The sequence below is a fragment of the Streptomyces sp. NPDC059455 genome (assembly GCF_042750115.1).
In the GTDB taxonomy this organism is placed as follows: domain Bacteria; phylum Actinomycetota; class Actinomycetes; order Streptomycetales; family Streptomycetaceae; genus Streptomyces; species Streptomyces endocoffeicus.
Genome location: NZ_JBHYVB010000269.1, coordinates 1 through 12790, shown reverse-complemented (window position 1 = coordinate 12790; position 12790 = coordinate 1). Strand labels below are relative to the sequence as shown.

At 70.2% G+C, this 12790-nt stretch carries 17 protein-coding genes; 10 read left to right on the top strand and 7 right to left on the bottom strand.

Annotated elements, in window-relative coordinates; genetic code table 11:
• Window positions 1-121: 121 nt before the first annotated feature.
• Window positions 122-487 (top strand): DUF1304 domain-containing protein, encoded by a 366-nt coding sequence (locus tag ACFXB5_RS48380; protein ID WP_385221088.1) that lies wholly within the window; start codon window positions 122-124, stop codon window positions 485-487.
• Window positions 484-1056 (top strand): TetR/AcrR family transcriptional regulator, encoded by a 573-nt coding sequence (locus ACFXB5_RS48375; RefSeq protein WP_385221085.1) that lies wholly within the window; start codon window positions 484-486, stop codon window positions 1054-1056. Before ACFXB5_RS48380 ends, ACFXB5_RS48375 begins: the two co-directional genes overlap by 4 nt.
• Before the next feature lie 521 nt (window positions 1057-1577).
• On the opposite strand, the gene ACFXB5_RS48370 is transcribed toward ACFXB5_RS48375, so the two are convergent.
• Window positions 1578-2489, bottom strand: coding sequence for an SDR family oxidoreductase (locus ACFXB5_RS48370; protein ID WP_385221082.1), 912 nt, complete (start codon window positions 2487-2489; stop codon window positions 1578-1580).
• Between the two features lie 119 nt (window positions 2490-2608).
• Here ACFXB5_RS48370 and ACFXB5_RS48365 point away from each other — a divergent pair, with 119 nt between their 5' ends.
• Both ACFXB5_RS48365 and ACFXB5_RS48360 read left to right on the top strand, forming a co-directional pair.
• Window positions 2609-3178: a TetR family transcriptional regulator gene (locus tag ACFXB5_RS48365; protein WP_385221080.1), complete on the top strand. Its 570-nt coding sequence runs from the start codon at window positions 2609-2611 to the stop codon at window positions 3176-3178.
• A gap of 73 nt (window positions 3179-3251) precedes the next feature.
• Window positions 3252-3902, top strand: coding sequence for a hypothetical protein (locus ACFXB5_RS48360; protein ID WP_385221077.1), 651 nt, complete (start codon window positions 3252-3254; stop codon window positions 3900-3902).
• A gap of 33 nt (window positions 3903-3935) precedes the next feature.
• Here ACFXB5_RS48360 and ACFXB5_RS48355 read toward each other — a convergent pair whose 3' ends face one another.
• Window positions 3936-4439 (bottom strand): ATP-binding protein, encoded by a 504-nt coding sequence (locus tag ACFXB5_RS48355; RefSeq protein ID WP_385221074.1) that lies wholly within the window; start codon window positions 4437-4439, stop codon window positions 3936-3938.
• Window positions 4440-4591: 152 nt separating this feature from the next.
• Between ACFXB5_RS48355 and ACFXB5_RS48350 the strand changes: the two genes are divergently transcribed.
• Complete coding sequence (locus tag ACFXB5_RS48350; RefSeq protein ID WP_385221071.1) at window positions 4592-5452, top strand: helix-turn-helix domain-containing protein; 861 nt, start codon at window positions 4592-4594, stop codon at window positions 5450-5452.
• Between the two features lies 1 nt (window position 5453).
• The gene (locus ACFXB5_RS48345) at window positions 5454-5654 is read left to right on the top strand and encodes a DUF397 domain-containing protein (RefSeq protein WP_385221068.1); all 201 of its coding nucleotides are present in this window, start codon (window positions 5454-5456) and stop codon (window positions 5652-5654) included.
• A 2-nt stretch (window positions 5655-5656) separates the two neighbouring features.
• Here ACFXB5_RS48345 and ACFXB5_RS48340 read toward each other — a convergent pair whose 3' ends face one another.
• From ACFXB5_RS48340 to ACFXB5_RS48325, 4 genes are all read right to left on the bottom strand, one after another.
• Window positions 5657-6145: a MarR family winged helix-turn-helix transcriptional regulator gene (locus ACFXB5_RS48340; protein ID WP_385221066.1), complete on the bottom strand. Its 489-nt coding sequence runs from the start codon at window positions 6143-6145 to the stop codon at window positions 5657-5659.
• Between the two features lie 10 nt (window positions 6146-6155).
• On the bottom strand, window positions 6156-7664 hold the full coding sequence (locus tag ACFXB5_RS48335) for an FAD-dependent oxidoreductase (protein WP_385221063.1): 1509 nt from the start codon (window positions 7662-7664) through the stop codon (window positions 6156-6158).
• A 114-nt stretch (window positions 7665-7778) separates the two neighbouring features.
• A complete protein-coding gene (locus ACFXB5_RS48330; RefSeq protein ID WP_385221060.1) occupies window positions 7779-8444 on the bottom strand; it encodes a nitroreductase in 666 nt (221 codons plus the stop codon).
• 133 nt (window positions 8445-8577) lie between these two features.
• Window positions 8578-9519, bottom strand: coding sequence for an IPT/TIG domain-containing protein (locus ACFXB5_RS48325; RefSeq protein WP_385221058.1), 942 nt, complete (start codon window positions 9517-9519; stop codon window positions 8578-8580).
• A gap of 521 nt (window positions 9520-10040) precedes the next feature.
• Here ACFXB5_RS48325 and ACFXB5_RS48320 point away from each other — a divergent pair.
• The 3 genes from ACFXB5_RS48320 to ACFXB5_RS48310 all read left to right on the top strand — a co-directional run bounded on the left by ACFXB5_RS48320 (window position 10041) and on the right by ACFXB5_RS48310 (window position 11122).
• Window positions 10041-10328 carry a hypothetical protein gene (locus tag ACFXB5_RS48320; RefSeq protein WP_014054797.1) on the top strand — a complete coding sequence of 96 codons (288 nt, stop codon included), beginning with the start codon at window positions 10041-10043 and terminating at the stop codon, window positions 10326-10328.
• 52 nt (window positions 10329-10380) lie between these two features.
• Window positions 10381-10551 carry a hypothetical protein gene (locus ACFXB5_RS48315; RefSeq protein WP_166484413.1) on the top strand — a complete coding sequence of 57 codons (171 nt, stop codon included), beginning with the start codon at window positions 10381-10383 and terminating at the stop codon, window positions 10549-10551.
• Between the two features lie 64 nt (window positions 10552-10615).
• Window positions 10616-11122, top strand: coding sequence for a GNAT family N-acetyltransferase (locus ACFXB5_RS48310; protein WP_385221055.1), 507 nt, complete (start codon window positions 10616-10618; stop codon window positions 11120-11122).
• A gap of 13 nt (window positions 11123-11135) precedes the next feature.
• Here the strand turns inward: ACFXB5_RS48310 and ACFXB5_RS48305 are convergent, their stop codons facing one another.
• The gene (locus ACFXB5_RS48305) at window positions 11136-11756 is read right to left on the bottom strand and encodes a TetR/AcrR family transcriptional regulator (RefSeq protein ID WP_385221052.1); all 621 of its coding nucleotides are present in this window, start codon (window positions 11754-11756) and stop codon (window positions 11136-11138) included.
• Window positions 11757-11882: 126 nt separating this feature from the next.
• On the opposite strand from ACFXB5_RS48305, the gene ACFXB5_RS48300 reads away from it, so the two are divergent.
• Window positions 11883-12790 (top strand): ABC transporter permease (locus ACFXB5_RS48300; RefSeq protein WP_385221050.1); only part of this gene is annotated, 908 nt, incomplete at its 3' end.

The window sequence follows — 12790 nt, the reverse complement described above, 5'->3', positions numbered from 1 at the left end:
GTCGACGGCCCGTCGCCGTGCGCCTCGGAACTTCCTGTACAGTTGTCCAGGAAGTGCTGAGGCGTCGGCGTCGGTGTCGGCGTCGGCGTCGGTCTTAACGTGCGAAAAGGGTGGGCTCGCGGTGCAGGTTCTGGCGGAAGTTCTGGTCGGTGCGGTCGCGGTCCTGCACGCGTACATCATGGTGCTGGAGATGGTCTTCTGGCAGCGGCCGCGCGGCCGGGCGGTCTTCGCCATGGACGAGGAGACGGCCCGCATCACCGCGCCGCTCGCCGCCAACCAGGGTCTGTACAACGGCTTCCTGGCGGCCGGACTGATATGGGGCCTGGTCGCGGCCGACCCGGTGGGCTTCCAGACGCAGGTCTTCTTCCTCATCTGCGTCGTGGTCGCCGGTGCCTACGGGGCGGCCAGCACGTCCAACCGAAAGATCCTGTTCTCCCAGCTCGCCCCGGGCGCGGTCGCTCTGACGGCTGTCATCATCGCCGGGTGAGCGATGATCTGACGGCGGGCCAGGACCCGCGCACCGTACGGACCCGTGGACGGCTGCGTGACGCGCTGCTCGCCGAATGCGCCTCCCAGCCACTGGAGAAGGTGAGCGTCTCCGCGGTGGTCCGCCGTGCGGGGGTGGGCCGTGCCACGTTCTATCTGCACTACGAGGATCTCCAGGCGCTGGCCATCGACGCGTGCGCGGAGGTGGTCCGGGATGCCGTGGAAGCGGTCCACGCCTTCGAGGGCATCCCCGACCCCGACGTCCCCCCGTCCGCGCTCGCGGAGTTCTTCACCTCGGTGACGGCCCACGCCGAGCTGTACCGGGGCCTGCTCCAGGCGGGCGGCAGCGGCCCCCTGGGAGAGCTGCTGCACCGCGAACTCCGAGCGCGCTCCCGGCTCGAACGGGAACGCGCCGGACTGCGCCACTCCGAGGCCGCGGACTCGGCCGTGGCCGCCACGTTCACGGGCTTGTTCGCCGACTGGCTCCACGGCCTGATCGACGCGCAGCCCGACGCGCTCTCGCGGCAGGTCTGGCGCTTGCTGATCTCCATCCACCGAACCTTCCCATGACGGCGCCGCGGCGGGCTGTTCCCTTCCCCGCCCCTTCCCGACACCTGACGATGTGCGGCTCCGCCGCGTGAGGGGCTCCGCCCCAGCCCCCGGGTAGCGAGGGAAAGCATCGATCCGCGGCTCCGCCGCGCGGCCGGGGCTCCGCCCTTGGACCCCGGGGCCCGGGGCGAAGCCCCACTTTCCACCCCCTCCGGCACTCGAGGAACGGGGCCTGGGGGCAGAACCCCACCTCCCAGCCCCTCCAGCGCTTTGAGGAGCGGGGCCTGGGGCGGAGCCCCACCTCCCAGCCCCTCCAGCACTTTGAGGAGCAGGGCCTGGGGCAGAGCCCCACCCTCCAGCCCCTCCGGCACTTGAAGAGCAGGGCCTGGGGCAGAACCCCACCCTCCAGCCCCTCCAGCGCTTGAAGAGCAGGGCCTGGGGCGAAGCCCCACTTTCCAGCCCCTCCGGCGTTTGAGGAGCGGGGTCTGGGGCGGAGCCCCAGTTGAGGGAAGGGGCGGGGAGGGGAAAGAACCGCCGGGGCGTCAGGCGGCCGGTGCGGCCAGGTAGTCGCCGTGCTCCACATCCTCGAGCAGGGTCGGATGCGTGGGCGCCCACCCGAGCAACTCCCGCGTGCGGGAGCTGGAGACGGGCCCGTCAAAGCCGTAGAACATGGCCATGGCCGGGCTATGGAAGTGCGTGGCGGCCTCGTCAGGGGTCAAAGAGACCGCGGGCAGGCCAAGCCCCCGGCCGATCGTCTCCGCGATGCCCTTGAAGCGGACCCCGCTCTCGGCCACTCCGTGCAGCACCCCACCCGCCGGCGCCTTCTCCAGCGCCAATCGGAACAGAACGGCCGCGTCGAGCCGATGCACCGCGGGCCACCGGTTGCCGCCGTCGCCGACGTAGGCCGAGACACCGGTCTTCCGGGCGGTCGCGACGAGCATGCCGATGAACCCGTAGTCCCCGGGCCCGTGGACGGTGGGAGCGAGCCGGACCACGCTCGCGCGTACCCCCTGGGCGGCGAAGCCCAGGCACGCCCGCTCGCCCGGGATCCGGAAGCCGGCGATCCCGGCCGTGTCGGGCTCGTCCTTCTCGGTGCTCTCCCGGCCGCCGGGCATGACCAGCGTGCCGGAGGTGGAGACGAACGGCTTGCCCGAGTGGGCCAGCGCCCGGCCGAGCGCCTCGATCGCGGTCCGGTCGCGCCGTTCCAGGTCGTCGGGGTCGGCGAAGTCGCCGCCGAAGGCCATGTGCAGGACGCCGTCGGCGGCCTCGGCGCCGCCGCTCAGGCTGTCGAGGTCTTCCAGGGAGCCGCGGTGCGGTGTGGCGCCGAGCGACTCCAGCCGGGCGGCGGCGGTGTCCGAGCGCGCCAGCCCGGTGACGGTGTGACCGGCCGCGATGAGCTCGGCGACGACGGTGGGGCCGGTCAGCCCGGAACCACCGGTAACGAAGACATGCATGGGACTCCCACTTAATGCCAGTGACTGGCGCTACTTAGCGCCAGCCACTGACCCTACGGTAGCGCCAGTCACTGGCGCAACGGAATGTCGGCCGTCGACGTGTGGGGTAATCTCGGGGCGTGCCACGGAGCGGAGCAGAAGCGCGTCGCCGCCTTCAACAGGCGGCCCTGGAGCTGTACCGGGAGCGCGGATTCGACCGGACCACCACGGCCGAGATCGCCGCTCGGGCCGGTCTCAACGAGCGAACGTTCTTCCGGCACTTCCCCGACAAGCGCGAGGTGCTCTTCGACGGCGAGGCCGACCTGCGCGCCACCCTGATGCACGAGGTGGCCGAGGCGCCCGACGGCCTGCGACCGCTGGAGGTACTGCTCCACGCCTTCCGGAAGGCCGCACGGATCCTCGAGGAGAACCGCGCGTTCTCCGAACCACGGCTGAAAATCATCGCGGCGACGCCCACACTCCGCGAACGCGAGCTGGCCAAGGCCGCGTCCCTCACCGAAGCCGTGGCGGAGGCGCTACGGCAGCGCGGTGTCGCCGACCGGCTGGCCGACCTGGCCGCCCAGACCGGCTGGGCCACCTTCCACCACGCGGCCGGGGCCTGGATCGACGACCCCGCGAAGAGCCTGGACGCGCACCTCCTCCGAGCCTTCGACGATCTGCGCGATCTCTCCGCGACCGTCCTGACGTGAGTACCGATACCTAGGCCCTCATGAGCGGCCGCGCGGATCCGGGCCGCCGGGGCCGGGACCTACCGTCCGGTATATGACCGAAAGTGAGGCGCCCGCCGGAAAGGGCGGCAATGGGTGGCGCGTCGGGTGCACCAGCGTGCTGGCCCTGGCCGTGGCCGGACTCGCGGGGCTCGCGTACGCGAGCGCCGATTCCACGTACCCCGACGTCGACCCCGAGAAGCGGGCGCGCCGGCTCGCCGGGTACTCCCGGGACGCCTACGCCGCGCTCGGCATCGACCGCACCGTCCAAGGCGGTTACGTCGATGTCGACAACCACAACACCTATGACTCCAACTACTGCTACCCGGACGGCCTGTTCAGCTTCGCCGACCCGCCCGTGGAAGGCGCGTACCAGCTGATCCACGGGTGGTCGATGGGCAAAGTGGACCGGGCGGAGGCGCTGCCCGCGCTGCGCAGGGTGCGCGATCACCTCAAGGCGGAGGGGTGGCGCATCACGCGGTTCGGGAAGGACGAACAGCTCGAGGAGTGGAGCGTCGAGGCCGAGCGCGACGGCGGCTTCAGCACCGGGGTCACCTGGGAGGCGGAGTTCCGGCGGCTCGGCGGGGGCAGCGGTGGACCCTGCGCGATGGACCCGGACTGGAGCCAGGAGAAGGAGGAGTCCTACGAGTCGTACGGCGAGCCCGAGCTGAACTCCTTCCCTCCGGCGATGACGCCCGGCGGATGACGCCCGGCGGATGACGCCCGGCGGGCGTGGGCGTCAGGCGGCGATCTCGAAGGCGTCGCAGGGGTGTTGCGGTGCGAGTTCGAACCAGAGCAGCTTGCCGCTCCGCCCGAAGAGCTCGTCGGCGAGGGCGTAACCGCCCCAGTTGTCGGCGCAGATCCGGACGATGAGGAGGCCACGGCCGTAGGTGGCCTCGGTGTTCGCGGCGGCCTCGGCGAGGGCGGACGAGCGGTCGAAGAGGGCCGGGGGCTTGTCGAAGGGCGGCGGGATGTCCGGGTTGGTGTCCCACACACTGATCCGCAGACGCCCCTCCTCCACGGCGCGGATGCGCATTTCGGCTGGGCCGGTGGTGTGGCGGTAGGCGTTGGTGACCATCTCGCTCGCGACGAGGGTCGCGGGGGCGGTGAACTCGCGCAGCCCGTGCCGGGCGAGGACCGCACGGAGGGTAGTGCGGGCGATGCCTGCGGCGCGGGGGTCATGGGGCAGGCGCAGTGAGTACGACCAGGGGTTTTCCGGCGTTTCCGGCGCAGGGGTGGGCATGAAGTCTCCGTTTGGTACGAGGAGTTGGACTATGTCCGGACTCACACCGTAGCCTCGCTCGCATAAGATATTCGACGGCGCGAATAGAAGTGCTTGGCATACCACTCGTGTGAGTGACGCGCCTGTTGCGCATGAGCAGAGAGAATCGGCGAATGCCTCAGAGAAGTGTTCCGACAGCACGCCAACTCCGCCTCGGCACCGAGCTGCGCAGGCTCCGGGAGCGGGCCGGTCTGTCATCGACCGAGTCCGGGCGCCTGCTCGGCACCAATCAGACGGCCATCAGCAACATCGAGGCGAGCCGATTCGGAGTCAGCGCGGAGCGGCTGCGAGCGCTGGCACGGAACTACTCGTGTGCGGACGAAGCTCTGATCGCGGCGCTCATCGACATGGCGGCACAGCGCAAGCGCGGCTGGTGGGAGGAGTACCGGGAGATCCTGCCGACCGGGTTGCTCGACCTGGCCGAGCTCGAACACCACGCCGTGGCGCTGCGCACGGCGTACATCGCGCACGTACCCGGCCTGCTTCAGACGGCCGAGCACGCCCGTGAGATCTTCCGGCAGGTCGTACCGACATTGCCTCCGCCAGAGGTGGAGCACCGCGTCTCGCATCGCATCAAACGCCAAGGCATTCTGTACCGGGACAAGCCCACGCCGCTTACGGCCATCGTCCACGAGGCCGCTTTGCGTATGCGCTTCGGAGGAGCGGACATGGCACGGGCGCAGTTGCAGCACATCCTGGACATGAGCGAGCACGGCCACATCAAGGTGGTCGTGATCCCCTTCGAGGCGGGATCATTCCCCGGCTCGGGGCAGTCGATCCTCTACGCCGCTGGGCAGGTCCCACAGCTGGACACCGTGCAGCTCGATACGGAGCATGGCTCCGAACTCCTCGACGCAGCAGCCCAGTTGGAGAAGTACCGCGTCGTGCTGGACCGTATGGAAACGGTCGCGCTCCCGGAGAGCCGATCACGCGATCTCATCCAGAGCATCATCCGCACCCTGAAAGGTGAATGAGTTGTCCACTCGCGATTGGCAAAAGTCCTCGTTCAGCGGGGAAGGCAACGCCTGCCTGTACGTCTCCGCACTCGACAGCGCCACCATCCGGCTCCGCGAGAGCGACGAACCCGACACCATCCTCACCACCAACCCCACCGCCCTCAGCGCCCTCATACGCAGCGCCAAGGCGGGGCGGCTCGACCACCTCGGCGAGGCCTAAGGTCAGCGGTCGTCCGCGGCCTTCCCGGCCGCGGACAAACCGACCAGGTCGGCTACGTAGCGCCGCATGAGCCGTTCCAGCTCGAGCAGGTCGCGGTCGCTCCACTGCTCGAACACCGGCTGGTTGAGCCGCCCGCGCGCGGCGTCGATCGCGTCGATGACGCGGCGCCCCTCCTCGGTGAGGAGGGCTTCCTTGACGCGGCGGTCTTCCGCGCTGGGGCGGCGTTCGACCAGGCCCAACTCCGCGAGCTTCGCGACCTGGCGGCTGACCGTGGTGTGATCGCGGCCCGCTCGGTCGGCGAGCTCGACCACGCCGATCGGGGCGAACCGGTGGATGCCCACGATCAGCGGGAAGAGCGCCCGGTCGAGCTGGATGCCCGCTTCGGCGATGAGTATCTCGTCCCGGTGCGGCTGGTTCATGATCGCGATGAGGTCGATGATCGATTCATGCAGCCGTCGCTGCGTGACCTGCCGCTGGCGTCGTGTGGCCATGGCCCAGAGACTACCGCCACCCGGGTGAGGCGCCCCCGGTGCGCAACCCGACGGCGTCGAGGTGGGCCTCGATGGTGTGGAGGTCTGCGATAGCCGCTATGTATCCGTCGGGGCGGATCAGCACCCACTGCCCGGCCGCCAGGCCGTACGCGTCACGCAAGTGGCCCCCGGTGTCGTTCAGATCGCCGCGGGGGCCGGTGGTGTGGATGTGCAGGCCCTTGCGGGCGGTCGGGGCGGCGGCGCGGTCGGCCTCGTAGCCCAGCAGGGTCCAGTGGGGGCCCTGGAAGAGGCTGAAGAGGCGGGTGTCGAGCCCGCCGGCGCCGGTGACGGGGGCGTCGGGGGCGCGTTCGCCCGCCAGCGGGCCCTTGTCCCGGCGGGGGGCGGCGATCGTGAGGGGCGAGTCCACATACCCGAGGTCGAGCTGGCTGACCTCGCGGCCCCGGCTGGTGAAGCGGCTCTTCGCGGCCTCCAGCAGCCGTTCGGAGAGGCCGAGGACGGCCTCGGCGATCGGGCGGCGCTCCTGCTCGTAGCTGGCCAGGAGGGGGTCCGGGGCGCCGTCCAGGACGGCGCCGAGCTTCCAGCCGAGGTTGTAGGCGTCCTGCACGCCGGTGTTGAGGCCCTGCCCGCCGGTCGGCGGATGGACGTGGGCGGCGTCACCGGTCAGGAGCACCCGGCCCCGCCGATACGTGTCGGCCAGGCGGGCGTTCATCGAGAAGGCGGAGGCCCAGGACACCTCGCGGACGACGATGTCGGTGCGGTCGGTGCGCTCGTGGAAGAGGGCGGTCAGGCCCGCCGCCGACAGGTCGATGTCCACGTCGAAGGGGACGGGCCCCTGGTACTGGAACATGTCCGTGCCGTACAGCGGGCACAGCGAGACCTGCGCGTCCGTGCCCTGGCCCCAGCGGTGCCAGGCGTCCGTCGAGACGCCGTCGACGCGCACGTCGGCGACGACGGCCCGCACGCCGAGCGTCCTGCCCGGGAAGCCGATGTCCAGGGACTTGCGGACGAAGCTCGATCCGCCGTCGGCGCCCACGAGATAGGCGGCGCGCACGGCCCGCTCCCCGGCCGGGGTGACGATCCGCGCGGACACGCCGTCGTCGTCCTGGTCGATGCCGGTGAGCTCGTGGCCGTACAGCGGGGCGTGTCCGAGTTCGGCGAGCCGCTCGCGCAGACGGCGCTCGGTGAGGAACTGCGGGACCAGGAGCGGGATTTGGTACGGCTCCGCCGGGGTCGGGGCGGACATCTCGATGGCGGACCGGTCGACCGGCCCCTCGTCCGTGTAGAAGCGCTGTACGGGGTACTCCCCGCCGGAGGCCACGATCCGGTCGATGACGCCGAGGTCCTCGAACACCTCCTGGCTGCGGGGCTGGATCCCCTTGCCCCGGGATCCCAGGAAGGGCCCGGCCGCCTTGTCGATCAGCAGGAAGCCGACATTTCTGCGGGCGAGATCGATGGCGAGTGTCAGTCCGGCGGCACCGGCGCCACAGATGATCACTTCGGGTTCCGGGACACGGGGCATGGCTTCACCTTCCACGGGTAAGTTCATCGTGTGCAGAATGCACATGATGATGAGGCGTGGTCAAGTGAACACATACATCTTGGCGGCGATAATCTGTGAGTTAAGCACGCGATTCTAGTCATCGAGAAAGGTGACCGTCTCGGCGAGCGGGGCCCGTTCCGTGCGGGCGTACGGCACGCCGACATCCTCGTAGCCGATCGACATGCCGCAGAACAGGATCAGCCCTTCCGGGGGCGACACGACCTCCGCGACGGTCCGGCGGTACACCGACCACGCCATCTGGGTACAGCTGTGCAGCCCCTCGGCGCGGAGCAGCACCATGACCGTCTGCAGATACATTCCGGCGTCGGCCCACTGGGCTGGTCCCATGCGGCGGTCGAGGTAGCAGAACAGGGCGGCGGGCGCGCCGAAGCAGTCCCAGTTGGCGGCGACGGCCCCGTGGCGGGCCCGCTGATCGTCCCGTGGGATGCCCAGCGCGGCGTAGCGCCGCTCGGCGGCCTCGGCGCGGCGCTCGCGGTACGGGCTGCCCAGCTCGGGCGGATACATCGGGTACTCCCGCTCGTCACCGGGATCATCCGTGGCCACCCGCTCGGCGGTGCGCTTCTTGAGCTCGGCCAGCGAGTCGCCGGTCACCACATACGCCCGCCACGGCTGAAGGTTTCCGCCGGAGGGTGAGCGGGCCGCGGCGGACAGCACCCGCTCCAGCACCTCCCTCGGAACCGGCACGTCCGTGAACCCGCGCACCGCCCGTCGGCTCATGACCGCCTCGTAGACATCCATGCCGACCTTGACGGTCGCGGGCGAGCAAAGGTGACGGGTGCGTCCTCAGCGGCTCGAGCGCACGTCGTCGCCGGTCACCGGGGTCTGCTGGAAGGGGCCCGGTGACCGGCGCGGGGCTGCCGGATATGCGCGGTCAGACGTAGGTGAAGCCGCCGGGGACGGTGACGGTGCCGAAGGCCGTCACCAAAGTGACGGTCGCGTTGCCGACCGCCCCGGGCGGGGTGATGCCGGCCACCGTCGTGGGGGTGGCGGTCACACCGGTGGCGGGCACGCCGTTGAACAGCACGCCCAGCACACCACCGAGGTTGGTGCCGGTGATGGTGAACGCGGTGCCGCCGGCGGCGGGTCCGGTGGCCGGGGTGATGGCGACGGGCACCGGTGCGGGCGGCGCGACGAAGTAGGTGAAGCCGCCGGGCACGTTGCCGCTGCCACCGGGCCCGGTGAGGGTCACGGTGACGTTGCCGCCCGCGGGCGGGCCTGCCGGGGTGATGCCGATAAGGCTGGTCCCGGCGGGGTTGATGGCCAGGATGGTCGAGGGACTTCCGCCGAAGGTGACGCTGGTGACCCCGGTCAGATTGGTGCCCGTGATCAGGTACAGGGTGCCGCCGGTGGTCCGGCCCACGGTCGGGGTGATGGCGACGGCGGCGGGCGGGGCCGGTGCCACATAGGTGTACGGCAGGCCGTTGCTGGTCCCGGCGGCGGTGGTGACGGTGACCTGGACGGTCCCGGGCGCGTGCGGCGGGGCTATCACCACGATGCCGTCGTAGCCGGGGTTGCCGCCGCCTCCGGGCCAGCCACCACCGCCACCGCCCCAGCCTCCTCCTCCCCCACCCCAGCCGCCGCCACCGCCGCCGCCGCCGGGGTTGTCCTGGTAGACGATGGTGGCGGGCGTGCCGCCGAAGGACACGCCGGTGACGCCGCGCAGGTTCTGGCCGAACAGCCGGACGTAGTTGCCACCGGCGGCGGGGCCCGAGTCGGGCACCACGGCGAGCAACGTCGGCGGTCCCACCGGTGGCCAGTAGCCCGCGGTGGCGGCGTTGGTGGCGGCGGCGGTCGCGAGAGCGGTCGAGGTCATGGTCGGTCCTCCCGGGGAAGGGTTCGGGTTCCGGTTCGGGTGATGTGCGCCGACGGCATGCTGACGGGCGTGTGTGGGCACACACCGCCGGTCAACGCCTCGTCGTCACCGCGCGGTCGAGTCAGGCCGCACCGCGGGAACGGCTGAGCCACGGGCGGCCGCCGGTCGGGGCGCGGGAACGGTGCGCGGATGAGGGCGGAGCCACTGGGCGGACGCCCGGCTCCTGGGGTGGCCTCGTGGCCGACGAGGTATGGGGCGGCCTCGGCGGCCACGTTTCCAGTTATCCACGCCCCTCGGCGTCGCTCAAGGCCTCACGGCGGCCATCACTCGTTTGGCGCATCAGGGCGCGCGTGGCGCCGAGCTTGTATGACAAGCGCTCGGCTATTCGGGCGAATGCGTGCCAAGGGGTATGGCTTGCCGTCGCCCGTCATGCCTCTAATGAGTGATATCGGCAGTGCCGACCCAGAGGTGACATCGGCGTTGCCGGCCCCCGTATGACCACCCGGGGAGGAAACGATCCGATGAGCCTCGCCGCGTTCCTTCTCGCCCTCGGCACCACCTGCCGGATCACCCGCTTCATCACCAAGGACACCCTGGCGGCGGGGTTCAGGACCTGGGTGGCCGACCGCTTCGGCGACGACTCCCGCCCGTCCTACCTGGTCAACTGCGGCTGGTGCACCAGCACATGGGTGGCCGCCGCCATCGCCGTCTACGCCTCCTTGCTGCACACCACCGCGTGGTTCCACCTCCCGGCCACCGCCCTGACGCTCTCCTACCTGGCCGGTGTCGCCTCGCGATGGCTGGACTGACCCACCGCCCCCACACCGACCCGAGCCGACCCGAGGGAAAGGAAAAGCAACCATGGCCTGCAACTGCGGCGGAACAGCGGCTCAATGGCCGCCTCAACCCGTTGTCGTCTATGAGCTGACACTGCCGGACGGCACGGTCCGGCGCTATGTCACCCACCAGGAAGCCGACGCCGCCAACAAGCGCGCGGGCTCCACCGGAGTGATCACCGCCGTCACCCAGTGACGCCGAGAACCCACCCCCGGCACACGGCGACCCGGCTGTCAGCGGCCTGTGGCAGACTGCGGGCATGGACATCACGATCAGGCGCGCGCGGGACGAGGAGCTGGACGAAATAGGAGAGCTCACCGCGCAGGCGTACCTGGGGGACGGGCTCCTGGACTTCGGGGACAGTGATGCTTATCTCGCCACCCTGCGCGACGCCCGCCGCCGGGCAGCCGAGGCCGAGCTGCTGGTCGCGGCGGCCGCGGCGAGCGACGAGGTCCTGGGCGCCGTGGCGTTCGCCGTGCACGGCGGGGCGTACGCGGAGCTGGCCCGCCCCGGCGAGGGCGAGTTCCGGATGCTGGCCGTCCGTCCCGAGTCGCGCCGACGCGGCGCCGCCGAAGCGCTCGTACGAGCCTGCCTGGACCGGGCCCGCGCCCTGGGCCTGCGGCGAATAGTGATCAGCAGCCAGCAGTCGATGACCGCCGCCCACCGCCTGTACGAACGCCTGGGCTTCACCCGCGCCCCGGAGCGCGACTGGGCGCCCCTGCCGGGGACGGACATCACCCTCTGGGCCTTCACCGTGGAGCTGTGAGACTCGCCGCCGCTCAGCGAGAAATGCGAGCGGCGGCCAAAGCGGCGGTGGTCGCCGCGGCCAGGCCGTCCAGGTATCCCTCGGGGAGGGGCGATCGCATTGTGGTCAGGCGCCAGTAAAGAGGGCCGCTGGCCAGGTCGAGAGCGAGGTCGACATCTGTATCGGCGGATAGCTCTCCCCGGTTGACCGCGTTGCGGATGACCGCTTCGGCGACCCCGCGCTGAGAGTCCCGAACCGCCGCTTGCAAAGCCTGAGCCATATCCGGGTTACGCGCGGATTCCGCGAAAAGGTCAGGGATGATTTGCGCGGCCATCGGATGCCAGAGAACCCGAGCCGTCGCTTCCAGCAGAACCTTTATATCGCCTTGCAGAGAACCGGTGTCCGGCGTCGGCAGACCTTGCTTCGCCAAGGCGGAGACGACCTCGAGAACGATGGGAAGTTTCGAACGCCAGCGACGGTAGATGGCCGCCTTCCCCACCCCGGCCCGGCGCGCCACTCGTTCAATCGACATGCGCCCATAGCCGACGGTTGCCAGCTCCTCGAAGACTGCCGCGCGGATGGCGTCCGTGACGTTCTCCTGGAGCACTGCGGCGCCTGCGGGGATACGCCGAGGCTTGGTTGGCTCCTTCTCCATGCCCTGAGCCTACTCGACGGCGGAACGGTTGCGTTCCGTCGTCGTCTGCTCTAGGTTACGCAACGACGGAACGCACCCGTTCCGTCGTAAGTGCTGAGGCCAGTCGCAGTGCCGAAAGGTGTCTCCGTGAGCCAGCTCCTCGTTCAAGACAGCGAACGGATCCGCCCTCCCGAGAATCCCGCGGCCCTGGCGGCCGCCCATGGCCTCACGGTCAGCGGCGCCCGGGTAGGGCTGAGTGAATACATCCGGCAGCTGTGGGGCCGGCGCCACTTCATCCTGGCCTTTTCGCAGGCAAAGCTCACCGCCCAGTACAGCCAGGCCAAGCTGGGTCAGGTGTGGCAGGTGGCGACCCCGCTGCTCAACGCGGCGGTCTACTTCTTCATCTTCGGTCTGCTGTTGAAGAGCAACCGGGGCTTGCCGAACGACACGTACATTCCGTTCCTGGTGACGGGTGTGTTCGTCTTCACCTTCAGCCAGAACTCCGCCATGGCGGGCGTACGGGCGATCTCCGGGAACCTCGGCCTGGTGCGGGCCCTGCACTTCCCCCGCGCTTCACTCCCCATCTCCTTCGCGCTCCAGCAGCTCCAGCAGCTGCTGTTCTCGATGATCGTGCTGGCCGTCGTGCTGGTGAGTTTCGGTCACTTCCCGGCTCCGGCCTGGCTGTTGATTGTCCCCACGCTGGCCCTGCAATTCGTCTTCAACACCGGCCTGTCACTGATCGTGGCGCGACTCGGGGCCAAAACACCCGACCTCGCTCAGCTGCTGCCGTTCATTCTGCGTACGTGGATGTATGCCTCGGGCGTGATGTTTCCGCTGGCCCGCACCCTCGAACACGCGGGGGCGAGTAAGTGGATCTCGGACGCCATGCTGGGGAATCCGGCGGCCGTGTACATGGACCTGATGCGGTACGCCCTGATCGACAATTACCCCTCGTCGAATCTGCCGCCGCATGTGTGGGCGCTGGCCGTGGGCTGGGCGGTCCTCTTCGGTGCCGGGGGATTCGTGTACTTCTGGAAGGCAGAGGAGCAGTACGG

Bases quoted from the DNA above. Each gene is read 5' to 3' on its own strand.
- ACFXB5_RS48320 (WP_014054797.1), top strand. From the start codon at position 10,041: ATGAGCCTCGCCGCGTTCCTTCTCGCCCTCGGCACCACCTGCCGGATC.
- ACFXB5_RS48325 (WP_385221058.1), bottom strand. From the start codon at position 9,519: ATGACCTCGACCGCTCTCGCGACCGCCGCCGCCACCAACGCCGCCACC.
- ACFXB5_RS48350 (WP_385221071.1), top strand. From the start codon at position 4,592: ATGCCTCAGAGAAGTGTTCCGACAGCACGCCAACTCCGCCTCGGCACC.
- ACFXB5_RS48310 (WP_385221055.1), top strand. From the start codon at position 10,616: ATGGACATCACGATCAGGCGCGCGCGGGACGAGGAGCTGGACGAAATA.
- ACFXB5_RS48335 (WP_385221063.1), bottom strand. From the start codon at position 7,664: ATGCCCCGTGTCCCGGAACCCGAAGTGATCATCTGTGGCGCCGGTGCC.
- ACFXB5_RS48330 (WP_385221060.1), bottom strand. From the start codon at position 8,444: ATGGATGTCTACGAGGCGGTCATGAGCCGACGGGCGGTGCGCGGGTTC.
- ACFXB5_RS48370 (WP_385221082.1), bottom strand. From the start codon at position 2,489: ATGCATGTCTTCGTTACCGGTGGTTCCGGGCTGACCGGCCCCACCGTC.
- ACFXB5_RS48315 (WP_166484413.1), top strand. From the start codon at position 10,381: ATGGCCTGCAACTGCGGCGGAACAGCGGCTCAATGGCCGCCTCAACCC.
- ACFXB5_RS48340 (WP_385221066.1), bottom strand. From the start codon at position 6,145: ATGGCCACACGACGCCAGCGGCAGGTCACGCAGCGACGGCTGCATGAA.
- ACFXB5_RS48305 (WP_385221052.1), bottom strand. From the start codon at position 11,756: ATGGAGAAGGAGCCAACCAAGCCTCGGCGTATCCCCGCAGGCGCCGCA.
- ACFXB5_RS48355 (WP_385221074.1), bottom strand. From the start codon at position 4,439: ATGCCCACCCCTGCGCCGGAAACGCCGGAAAACCCCTGGTCGTACTCA.
- ACFXB5_RS48360 (WP_385221077.1), top strand. From the start codon at position 3,252: ATGACCGAAAGTGAGGCGCCCGCCGGAAAGGGCGGCAATGGGTGGCGC.